Annotated in this window: 2 protein-coding genes; both read left to right on the forward strand. The window is 76.4% G+C overall.

The window, feature by feature from the left end; all coding sequences use genetic code 11:
- A partial coding sequence (locus ACFW22_RS34825; protein WP_386412557.1) for an SDR family NAD(P)-dependent oxidoreductase occupies window positions 1–10,823 on the forward strand: 10,823 nt, incomplete at its 5' end.
- A gap of 16 nt (window positions 10,824–10,839) precedes the next feature.
- Window positions 10,840–12,626: type I polyketide synthase (locus ACFW22_RS34830; protein ID WP_386412559.1), on the forward strand; the 1,787-nt coding region annotated here is incomplete at its 3' end.

Here is a 12,626-nt window from a genome sequence, read left to right on the forward strand (position 1 = left end):
GTGGTTTGAGCCTGGAGGACGGGGCTCGGGTGGTGGCGCTGCGTTCGCGTGCGGTGGGGGTGTTGGCGGGTCGGGGTGGGATGGCGTCGGTGCCGTTGCCGGTGGATGCGGTACGGGAGCGGATCGCCGTTTGGGCTGGTCGTCTGTCGGTGGCTGCCGTCAACGGACCCTCGTCGACGGTGGTTTCGGGTGACGCGGACGCGGTCGCGGAACTGGTGGACGGGTTCGTGGCTGAGGGGGTGCGGGCGCGTCTGATCGAGGTCGACTACGCCTCGCACTCCTTTCATGTGGAGGAGATCCGTGAGCGGTTGCTCGCGGAGCTGGAGGGGGTCGTGCCGCGCTCGGGCACGGTGCCGTTCCATTCGAGCGTGACCGGTGGCCTGCTGGACACGAGGGCCCTGGATGCCGAGTACTGGTACCGCAACCTGCGGCAGACGGTGGAGTTCGAGGAGGCTACCCGCTCGCTGCTGGACAGCGGGCACCGCGTCTTCATCGAGGCCAGCGCCCACCCGGTGCTGGGCGTGGCCGTGGGGGAGTCGGTGGAGGCCGCGGGTGTGGATGCCGCGGTGCTGGGGACCCTGCGTCGTGGTGAGGGTGGCCTCGACCAGGTGCTGCGTGCGGTGGGCCGGGCTTGGGAGCGCGGTGTGGGCGTGGACTGGTCGGGGGCGTTCCCGGGCGCGCGGCGGGTCGAGCTGCCGACGTACGCCTTCCAGCGCAGCCGCTACTGGCTGACGGCCCCCGCCCCCGTACCGGCTCCGGCCGTCGAGGACCGCTGGGACGACCTGGAAGGGCAGGACCCGGCCCGGCTCGCCGAGATCCTGGGCGTCGGCCGTGACGCCCTGGACGAGGTGCTGCCCGCCCTGGCCGCCTGGCGCTCCGCCCGGACCCGTGAACGGCGGGCCGAATCCTGGCGCTACCGCGTCACCTGGACGCCCCTGTCGGTCGCCCCGGCGGACGGACTCGCCGGCCGCTGGCTCGCCCTGCGCCCCGAGAGCGATGCCGCGGCGGCTGTCCTCGACGCGCTCCGCGATGCCGGAGCCGACCTGATTACGTGCGTCGTCGCCGGTCCGGGCACCACCCGCGGGGAACTGGCCGTGCTGCTCACGGATGCCGTCGGGGGACAGCCGATCGCCGGAGTGCTGTCGCTGCTGTCCTGGGAGGAGCGCACCCACCCCCAGCACCCCGACCTCCCCGGCGGCGCGGCGCTGACCCTCGCGCTGGCCCAGGCACTGGAGGACGCGGGCATCGACGCCCGCCTCTGGACGCTGACCACCGGAACGGCGGTCCTGGGCGGCGCGGAGCGGCCCGGATCCGTCGGGCAGGCCGCGTCCGCGGCCCTGGGCCGGACCGCGGCCCTGGAACACCCGCACCGCCGGGGCGGCCTGGTCGACCTGCCCGAGGCGCTGGACGCGCGCGCCGCCCGCCGCCTGTGCGCGGTGCTCGCGGGAGCCGTGGCCGACGAGGAACAGGTGGCGGTGAGGTCCACCGGCATCCACGGACGGCGCCTGCGCCCCGCCCTCTCCGCTGTCCCTCTCGCCGCGCCGTCGGAAGGCCGTGCGGACGGCCCGGCCGTCCCGGGGCGGCCCGGTCCGAAGTGGCAGGGCACGGTCCTCGTGACCGGCGGCACCGGTGGCGTCGGCTCACACACGGCGCGCTGGCTCGCGGGCCAGGGCGCGGAGCGGCTGCTGCTGGTCAGCCGCCGCGGCGCCGACGCACCCGGTACGGACGCCCTGCGGGCGGAACTGACGGCACTGGGCGCCGAGGTGGACTTCGCCGCCTGCGATGTCGCCGACCCGGCCGCCCTGGCGGCGCTGATCGACGCCATCCCGGCGCAGTACCCGCTGTCCGCCGTCATCCACGCGGCGGGCGTCCTGGACGACGGCGTGCTCGACGCCCTCGACCCGGCCCGGCTCGCCGTGGTGCTGCGCGCCAAACTGACCGCCGCGCGGAACCTGCACGAGGCCACCGCGGGCCTGAGCCTGTCGGCCTTCGTGGTGTTCTCGTCCGTGATGGGCGTCCTGGGCAACGCCGGGCAGGGCAACTACGCCGCCGCCAACGCCGCCGTGGACGCGCTCGTCGTCGCCCGCCGGGCCGCCGGACTGCCCGGCACCTCCGTGGCCTGGGGCGCCTGGGCCGGGCCGGGCATGCTCGCGGACGACGTCGCCGCGCGGCTGCGGGACTTCGGCATGCCGGTGATGGAACCCGAAACGGCCGTCACCGCGATCGGCCGGGCCCTCGCCGAGGACGACGCGCTGGTGGTGGTCGCCGACATCGACTGGCGGCGCTTCACCGCGGGCATGGGGCTGCGCTCCACCGCCCTGCTGGACGCGCTGCCGGACCCGGCCGCGGCCCCGTCCGCCCCCGACACCGACGCACCGCCGGCCCGGGAGGGCGGCTCCGCCGACGGAGCCCACGGCGCCGACGCCCTGCGGCAGCAGGTCGCCGCACTGCCCCGCCACGAGGACCGGGTCCGGACCCTCACCGAGCTGGTACGCGCCCACGCCGCGGCGGTCCTGCGCCACCCCGACGTGGGCACGGTCCAGCCCGCCAAGGCGTTCTCCGCACTCGGCTTCGACTCGCTGACCGCCGTGGAACTGCGCAACCGGCTCGCCACCGCCACCGGACTCGCCCTGCCCGCCACCGTCCTCTTCGACCACCCCACCCCGTCGGCCCTCGCCGACCGGCTGCTCGCCGAACTCGGCCTCCCGGACGTGCCGGAGGAGACCGCCGCTCCCGTCGCGACCGGGGCGCACCGCACCGCGGAGACCGGCCGCAGCGAGCCGATCGCGATCGTCGGCATGGGGTGCCGCTTCCCCGGCGGGGTCACCCGGCCCGAGGACTTCTGGCAGCTGCTGTCCGAAGGCACCGACGCCGTCGGCGACTGGCCCTCGAACCGTGGTTGGGACACCGAGGGCCTGTACGACCCGGACCCCGACCGGGCCGGCACCACGTACAGCAGGCAGGGCGGTTTCCTGCACGACGTCCCCGAGTTCGACGCCGAGTTCTTCGGCATCTCGCCCCGCGAAGCCCTGGCCATGGACCCGCAGCAGCGGCTGCTCCTGGAGACCGCCTGGGAGGCTGTCGAGCGCGCCGGACAGGACCCGACCGCGCTGAAGCACCGCCAGGTCGGGGTCTACATCGGCACCAACGGCCAGGACTACTCCGCCCTGCTGGAGGGCGCCGAGGGCGTCTCCGAAGGCCACCTGCTGACCGGCAACACGGCCAGCGTGCTGTCCGGACGGCTCTCCTACGTCCTCGGCCTCCAGGGGCCCTCGCTCACCGTGGACACCGCGTGCTCGTCGTCCCTGGTGGCGCTGCACCTGGCCGTCCAGGCCCTGCGCCGCGGCGACTGCGAGCAGGCCCTCGCGGGCGGGGTGACGGTGATGAGCACACCGAAGCTCTTCGTGGAGTTCAGCCGTCAGCGCGGACTCGCCGCCGACGGACGCTGCAAGGCGTTCTCCGCCGAGGCGGACGGCACCGGCTGGGGCGAGGGCGCCGGCGTCCTGCTGCTGGAGCGCCACAGCGATGCCCTGCGCCACGGCCACCCCGTCCTCGCGCTGATCAGCGGCACCGCCGTGAACCAGGACGGCGCCAGCAACGGGCTCACCGCCCCCAACGGACCTTCCCAACAGCAGGTCATCCGGGCCGCGCTGGCCGACGCCGCGCTGAGCGCCGACCAGATCGACGCGGTCGAAGCACACGGCACCGGGACCCGGCTCGGCGACCCCATCGAAGCGCAGGCCCTCCAAGCCGTCCACGGGCCCGACCGCCCCGCGGACCGGCCGCTGTGGCTCGGCTCGGTGAAGTCGAACATCGGGCACACCCAGGCCGCGGCCGGGGTGGCCGGGGTGATGAAGATGGTGCTGGCCATCCGCCACGGCGAACTCCCGGGCACCCTCCACGCGGATGCGCCGAACCCGCACGTCGACTGGTCCGGCGGCGCGATCCGGCTGCTCACCGGGCACACCCCGTGGCCGCGGACCGGGGGCCCGCGCCGGGCGGGCGTGTCGTCGTTCGGCATCAGCGGGACCAACGCGCACGCGATCATCGAGCAGGCGCCCGTCATCGCGGTCGTGCCTGCCCCGGACCCGGCCGACACCGGCACTCCGGACCAGACCGGCACCCACGGTGCCACTGCCACCGCGGCCGTCGCCGCGGTCACCGCGACCACGCCCACCGCCCGCAGGACCGGCCCGCCCGTGCCGCTGCTGCTGTCGGCCAGGACGCCGGAGGCGCTGCGGGCGCAGGCGGACCGGCTGGTGGGCCGGCTCGACGCCGACCCGGACCTCGAACTGGCCGACGTCGCCTACTCGCTGGCCACCGGACGCGCCCCGCTCGAACACCGGGCCGCCGTCCTGGGGCAGGACCGGGCGTCCGTCCGGCGCTCGCTGACCGCCCTCGCGCGGGGCACCACGGCGGGCCGGCTGCTCACCGGCGGCGCCGGTCACTCCGGCCGGACCGCCTTCCTCTTCCCGGGACAGGGCAGCCAGCGGGCCGGGGCCGGCGCCGGGCTCTACCGCGACGACCCGGTGTTCGCCGACGCCCTCGACGAGGTGCTGACCGGGCTCGACCCGCACCTCGACCTGCCCCTGCGTGACATCCTGTTCGCCGCGCCCGGAACCCCCGGGGCGGAGCTGCTCGACCGCACCCGGTACACCCAGCCCGCGCTGTTCGCCCTGGAAACGGCGCTGTTCCGGCTCGTACGGCACTGGGGCGTGCGGCCCGACCTGCTGATGGGGCACTCCATCGGCGAACTCGCCGCCGCCCACGCCGCGGGCGTCCTGGACCTCGCCGACGCCTGCGCGCTGGTCGCGGCCCGGGGCCGGCTGATGGACGCGCTGCCCGCGGGCGGGGCGATGGTGGCCGTGGAGGCCACCGAGGAGGAAGTGCGCCAGGCCCTGCACGACGGCCTCGCGGTCTGCGCCGGGCAGGACCCGGAGCGGGGCGCGGTGGACGTCGCCGCCGTCAACGGGCCCTCCTCCGTGGTCCTGTCCGGCGACGAGGACGCGGTACGGCGGCTGGCCGGGGCGTTCCGCTCCCGCGGCCGGCGCACCCGGCGCCTCAGCGTGAGCCACGCCTTCCACTCCGCCCGGATGGACGGGATGCTCGACGCGTTCCGGGACGTGGCCGAGTCGCTGACCTACCACGCGCCCGGCATCGAGATCGTCTCCAACCTGACCGGCCGGACGGCCACGGCCGCCGAACTCCGCTCCCCGGACCACTGGGTGCGCCACGTACGGGACACCGTCCGCTTCCTGGCGGGGGCCCGCCGGTTGCGGGCCGAGGGTGCGACGACGTTCCTCGAACTCGGCCCCGGCGGCGTGCTGTCCGGCATGTTGCACACCTGCCTCGCCGACCCCGAAGCCGGTCCCGAAGTCGGTCCCGAAGAAGCCGGCACCGGTACTGGTTCCGCCTCCGCTTCCGCTTCCGCCTCCGGTGCCCACCGGACGGTGCCGCTGCTGCGCGACGGCCGGGCCGAGACCGACGCGGTCCGCACCGCACTCGCCTCGCTGCACCTGCACGGCGTACCGGTGGACTGGTCGGCGGGCTGGAGCGGCACCGACGTACGCCGGGTCGACCTGCCCACCTACGCCTTCCAGCGCAGGCGCTTCTGGCCGGAAGCCGCCCTCGACCCGGCCCCCGCAGCCTGGCGCTCCCGCCGGGCGACCGCGGCCCCGGCCGGACCGCAGCGCTACCGCATCGCGTGGCAGCCGCTCACCCCGCCCGCCGAGACCCGGCTCTCCGGCCGCTGGCTGCTCGTCACCCCGGACGGACCCGGCGCCGAGGACACCGTGCTCGCCTGCGAACAGGCCCTCGCCGGACACGGCGCCGACGTGGTCGTGATCCGGGTCGGGGCCACCGTCGAACGGACGGAACTGGCCGCACTTCTCCCGGAGTTCGGCGCCCTGGAAGGCGTCCTGTCGCTGCTGGGCCTGGCCGAGGGACCCCATCCGCGGCTGCGCACGCTCGACGCCTGCCTGACCGGGACCCTGCTGCTGCTCCAGGCCCTGGGCGAAAGCGGCATCGACGCACCCCTGTGGTGCGCCACCCGCGGTGCGGTGGCGGCCGACGGCACCACACCGGTCCGCCCCGAGCAGGCCCAGGTGTGGGGCCTGGGCCGGGTCGCGGCGCTGGAGCACCCGCGGCGCTGGGGCGGCCTGGTCGACCTGCCGGACCTGCTGGACGGACCCGCGCTGGAAGGGCTGTGTGCGGTGCTGGCCGGACACGACGGCGAGGACCAGGTGGCCGTCCGCGCACCGGGACTCCTGGGCCGCCGCCTCGTCCCCGCACCGGGACCCGCGGCGCCCGGGCCCGCACCGTGGACCCCGCGCGGCACGGTCCTCGTCACCGGCGGCACCGGAGGCCTCGGCGCCCAGGTGGCGCGCTGGTTGGCGGAGCGCGGCGCGGAGCACCTCGTACTGCTGAGCCGGCGCGGGCCCGAGGCGCCGGGAGCCGACGCCCTCGTCGCCGCGCTGGCGGAGCTCGGGGCCCGGAGCACCGTACTGGCCTGCGACGTCGCCGACCGGACCGCACTGGAAGGGGTCCTGGCGCGACTGCGCGCCGAGGACGACACCGTACGGGCCGTGGTGCACACCGCGGGACTGACCTCCGACACCCCGCTCGCCGACTGCACCCCGGAGGAGCTGGCCGCGGACACGGCGGCCAAGGCGCGGGGTGCGGCGCACCTGGACGCCCTGTTCGAGGGCGTCGCACTCGACGCGTTCGTGCTGTTCTCCTCGATCTCGGCCACCTGGGGCAGCGGCGGCCAGGGCGCGTACGCGGCGGCCAACGCCTACCTGGACGGCCTGGCCGTGGCGCGCCGCGGCCGCGGCCTGACGGCGGCCTCGGTGGCCTGGGGCCCCTGGTCCGGCGCGGGCATGGCCGACGGCGCCACCGGGGACGGCCTGCGCCGTCACGGCCTGGTGCCGATGGACCCCGCGGCGGCCCTCGCCGCGCTCGGGCTGGCGCTGGACCTGGACGAGACCGAAGCGGTGGTCGCCGAGGTCGACTGGAGCCGCTTCGCCCCTCCCTTCGGATCCGTGCGCGCCAGTGCGCTGCTGCGCGGACTGCCGGCCGCCGCGCCGCCGTCGGACGGCGGCCCCGCCGCGGACGCCCCCGCCGGAGCCGGTACGGCCGGCGACCCGTCGTGGCGGCAGCGGCTGGAGCGGCTGTCCGGCCCGGAGGGCCGCAAGCTGCTGACGGAACTGGTCCGCAGCGAGGCGGCGGCGGTGCTGGGCCACGAGTCGGCGGGCGAGTTCGCGGCCGAACGCCCTTTCCGGGAGGCGGGCTTCGACTCGCTCACCGCCGTCGAACTCCGCAACCGACTGGTCGAGGTCACCGGCCTGCCGCTCGCCCTCACCTCCGTCTTCGATCACCCGACGGCAGCCGCCCTCGCCGCGCACCTCTTCGACGGACTGAGCGGCGGCGACACCGAAGCCGAAGCCGAAGCCGCGGCCGTCGGCGGCCCGGCCGGGCCCGCGGCGGACGACGAGCCGCTGGCCATCGTCTCGATGGCCTGCCGCTTCCCCGGCGGCGTCCGCTCGCCCGAGGACCTGTGGCGGTTGGTGGACGACGGGGTGGACGCGGTCGCCGCGCTGCCCGCCGACCGCGGCTGGTCGCTGGAGACCCTCTACGACCCCGACCCCCTGCACCCCGGGACCTTCTACACCACCGGCGGCGGATTCCTGGACGGGGCGGCCGAGTTCGATGCGGAGTTCTTCGGCGTCTCGCCGCGCGAAGCCCTCGCCATGGACCCGCAGCAGCGGCTGCTGCTGGAGACCAGTTGGGAGGCGCTGGAGCGGGCCGGACTCGACCCCGCGTCGGTACGCGGCAGCGAGGGCGGCGTCTACGTCGGCGTCGCGACCCAGGGCTACGGAACCGGCCCGCAGAATCCGTCCGACGAGGTCGAGGGGCACCTGCTCAGCGGCACCGTCACCAGCGTCGCGTCCGGCCGCATCTCCTACACCCTCGGACTCGGCGGCCCCGCCGTGACCGTCGAGACGGCCTGCTCGTCCTCGCTGGTCGCCCTGCACCTGGCCGGGCAGGCGCTGCGCGCCGGGGACTGCTCGTTCGCGCTGGTCGGCGGCGCCGCGGTGATGGCGAGCCCGGACGTCTTCGTCGAGTTCAGCCGTCAGCAGGGGCTCTCGCCCGACGGCCGCTGCCGCTCCTTCGCCGAAGGCGCGAACGGCACCGGCTGGGGCGAGGGCGTGGGCGTGCTGCTCGTGGAACGCCTCTCCGACGCGCGCCGCCTCGGGCACCCGGTCCTCGCCCTCGTCCGCGGCACCGCGGTCAACCAGGACGGCGCCAGCAACGGCCTGACCGCCCCCAGCGGCCTCGCACAGCAGCGGGTCATCAAGGCCGCGCTCGCCACCGCCGGACTGGCCGGTACCGACATCGACCTGGTCGAGGCCCACGGCACCGGCACCGTACTCGGCGACCCCATCGAGGCCCAGGCCCTGCTGGCCACGTACGGCCAGGACCGGCCCGAGGGGCGGCCGGTGTGGCTGGGGTCGCTGAAGTCGAACATCGGGCACACCCAGGCCGCCGCCGGGGTCGCCGGAGTCATCAAGACCGTCCTCGCCCTCCGCCACGGCGTCCTGCCCCGCACCCTGCACGCCCAGGAGGCGTCGAGCCGGGTCGACTGGTCGGCCGGCGCGGTCCGGCTGCTCGCGCAGGCCCGCCCCTGGGACGCCCCGGACGGGGACCTGCCGCGCCGGGCCGGGGTCTCCGCCTTCGGCATGAGCGGCACCAACGCGCACGCCGTCCTGGAGGAAGCCCCTGCCGACAGCGCCCCGCCGGCCGAAGGCGCGCCCGGCGAACGGTCCGGAGACGTCGCGGACACCGAAGCCACGGGGGCCACCGCGGAAACCGTGCCGTGGCTGCTGTCCGCCATGACCCCCGCGGCCCTGCGCCGCCAGGCCCGCCGGCTGGCCGAGCACCTGCGCGCCGACGGCGGCCGGGACGCCGCCGGAGCGGCCCGCGCGCTCGCCACCACCCGCCCCGCCCTGCCGTTCCGGGCCGCCGCCACCGGCCGCGACCGCGACGCGCTCCTCGGCTGGCTGGACGCCCTCGCCGTCGGTGAACCCGCGCCCCACGCCGTACAGGACCGGGCGCGCGGCGGCCGTACCGCCTTCGTCTTCCCCGGCCAGGGCGCGCAGTGGGACGGGATGGCCGTGGCGGCGCTCGACGCCTCCGAGGCGTTCGCCGCCACGATCGCCGCCTGCGAACGCGCCCTCGCCCCGCACACCGACTGGTCCCTGACCGAGGTGCTCCGCGGCGCGCCCGGCGCACCCTCGCTCGACCGCGTGGACGTCGTCCAGCCGGTGCTGTTCGCCGTGATGGTGGCGCTCGCCGCGCACTGGCGGGCCACCGGGGTCACCCCCGACGCCGTCGTCGGGCACAGCCAGGGCGAGATCGCCGCCGCCTGCGTCGCCGGAGCGCTCTCGCTCGACGACGCGGCCCTCGTGGTGGCACGGCGCAGCCGGGCGCTGCTGCGGCTGGCCGGGCGCGGCGGCATGGTGTCCGTCGCCGCCTCCGCCGAGCGGACCGCCCGCCTGCTGCCCGACGGCGGACGCGTGTGCGTGGCCGCGGTCAACGGCCCCGGGGCCGTGGTCGTCGCCGGAGAGCCGCAGGAGCTGGCCGCCCTGCTCGAAGCCTGCGAGCGGGAAGGCGTACGGGCCCGGGCGATCCCGGTGGACTACGCGGCGCACTCGGCCCAGGTCGCCGAGATCGAGGACGAACTGCGCGAAGCCCTCGCCGGGATCCGCCCGCGGGCCTCGGCCGTCCCGCTCTACTCGACGGTGACCGGCGAACCGGTCGCCGGGGAATCGCTCGACGCCGCCTACTGGTACCGCAACCTGCGCGAGCCGGTCGACTTCGTCGGCGCGACCCGCACCCTGGTGGACGCGGGCCACACCCTGTTCGTCGAGGTCGGCCCGCATCCGGTGCTGCTCGCCGGGATCGAGGCGGTGGCCGGCGACGCCGGCCGGGAGGTGGCGGCGGTCGGCACGCTGCGCCGCGGCGACGGCGGCCGGGACCGCCTGCTGGACTCCCTGACCGAGGCGTGGGCGAGCGGCGGCGGCCCGGTGGACTGGACGCCCTGGACGGGAACCGCCGACCCGGACGCCGCACCCTTCCTGCTGCCCACCTACCCCTTCCAGCGCGACCGGTACTGGCTGCCCACCCCCGGCCGGACGGCCGCCGCGGTCCCCCGTACCCAAACGGAGCCCGTCGAGCCCGTCGAGCCCGTCGAGTCCGGCGCGGCCGCGGGCGATGACGAGGACACCCCCGCCGTCCTCCTGGCCGCCCGGCTGGCCCCGCTGGACCGGCAGGCCCGCCGTCAGGCCGTACTCGACCTGGTCATCCGGCACGCTGCCGCGGTCCTGGGCCATCCCGGCACCGGTCCGGTGCGCGCGGAGCGCTCCTTCTCCGAGGTCGGCTTCGACTCGATGCTCGCGGTGCGGTTCCGGAACGTGCTGGTCGAGGCGACCGGGCTGCCCGTACCGCCGACGGTCGTCTTCGACCACCCGACGCCCGACGCACTCGCCGCACACCTGGATGCGGAGCTCTCCGCCGCGCCCGCACCGCCCTCGCCGCTGCTGGCCGAACTGGACCGGCTGGCCGTGCTCCTCGCGGCCGTGCCGCCCGGAGCGGCCGACACCGACGGGGTCGGCGAACGACTGGACGCGCTGCTGCGCGGCTGGGGCCGGCGCGGAGCCGCCCCGGACGGCGGGGCGCCACCGTCCGCACCCGCGGAGGACACCGCGACCGCCACGGCGGACGAACTGTTCGCCCTGCTCGACAACAACTTCGGAAACGCCTGAGAGAGAGCTGGACCCGATGTCCGACGACAAGAAGCTGCTCGACTACCTCAGGCGCGCCACCGCGGACCTCGGTGACGCCCGGAGGCAGCTGCGCGAGGCCGAGCAGGCCCGCCACGAACCGATCGCCATCGTCTCGATGGCCTGCCGCTACCCCGGCGGCGCCCACACGCCCGAACTGCTGTGGGACCTGGTGAGCCGCGGCGCCGACGCGGTGTCCGGCTGGCCGGTCAACCGCGGCTGGGACCTGGACGGCCTCTACGACCCGGACCCCGAGCGGCCCGGCACCTCCTACACCCGGCACGGCGGCTTCCTGCACGACGCCGCCGAGTTCGACGCCGAGTTCTTCGGGATCTCGCCGCGCGAAGCCCTGGCCACGGACCCCCAGCAGCGGCTGGTGCTGGAGACCGCCTGGGAGGCCGTCGAGCGGGCCGCCATCGACCCCCGCGCGCTGCGGCGCACCGGCACCGGCGTCTTCCTCGGGGCGATCGGCAACGGCTACGGCGCCGGCTCCCGCCACCTCCCCGACGTCCAGGGCCTGCTGGACACCGGCACCGCGAGCAGCGTGGTCTCCGGCCGGATCGCCTACACCCTGGGCCTCGAAGGGCCCGCGGTGACCGTCGACACGGCCTGCTCGTCCTCGCTGGTCGCCCTGCACCTGGCGATCCGGGCGCTGCGGGCGGGCGACTGCACGCTGGCCCTGGCCGGCGGGGTGTCGGTGATGGCGACCCCCGACGCGTTCGTGGCGTTCAGCCGGCAGCGCGCGCTGTCGGCCGACGGCCGCTGCAAGGCGTTCGGCGCCGGTGCGGACGGCACCGGCTGGTCCGAGGGCGTCGGCGTCCTGCTGCTGGAGCGGCTGTCGGACGCCCGGCGCAACGGGCACCCGGTGCTGGCCGTGGTCCGCGGTTCGGCCACCAACCAGGACGGCGCCAGCAACGGCCTGACCGCCCCCAGCGGACCGTCGCAGCAGCGGGTCATCCGGGCGGCGCTCGCGGACGCGGGCCTGACGGCGTCCGAGGTGGACGTGGTGGAGGCGCACGGCACCGGCACCACCCTCGGCGACCCCATCGAGGCGCAGGCGCTGCTGGCGACGTACGGCCAGGACCGGCCGGCTCGGCAGCCCCTGTGGCTGGGCTCGCTGAAGTCGAACATCGGCCACACCTCGGCGGCGGCGGGGGTGGGCGGCGTCATCAAGATGGTGCTGGCCATGGCGCACGGCGAACTGCCCCGGACCCTGCACGCTGACCGGCCGACACCGATGGTGGACTGGTCGTCGGGCGCCGTGGAACTGCTCTCCGAGGCCCGCGTCTGGGATGACCGGGGCCGTCCGCGCCGCGCCGGGGTGTCCGCCTTCGGCGTCAGCGGCACCAATGCGCACCTGATTCTGGAACAGGCCCCGGCGGAGGAGGCCGAACCGGCGGCCGAAGCCGCGACCGCGGCGGGTACGGACGCGCACCCGCTCCCCTGGGTGCTGTCCGGGCGCACCGAGGAGGCGCTGCGGGAGCAGGCGTCCCGGCTGCTGACGCACCTGGGCACCCGCCCCGGACCCCTGCGGGCCGGCGGGACCGGCCGCGCCCTCGCCCTCACGCGTACGGCCTTCGAACGGCGGGCCGTGATCGTGGGCACCGGCCCGGAGCAGCTGCTCGACGGGGTCAGGGCGCTGGCCGAGGGCCGGTCGGTGCCGGGGCTGGTGCGGGGCGACGGCGTCTCGTCGGGTCGCACGGTGTTGGTGTTTCCGGGGCAGGGGTCGCAGTGGGTGGGGATGGCTGCGGAGTTGTTGGGTGGGTCGGTGGTGTTCGCGGGGCG

The sequence above is a fragment of the Streptomyces sp. NPDC058872 genome, assembly GCF_042743065.1.
Lineage (GTDB): Bacteria > Actinomycetota > Actinomycetes > Streptomycetales > Streptomycetaceae > Streptomyces.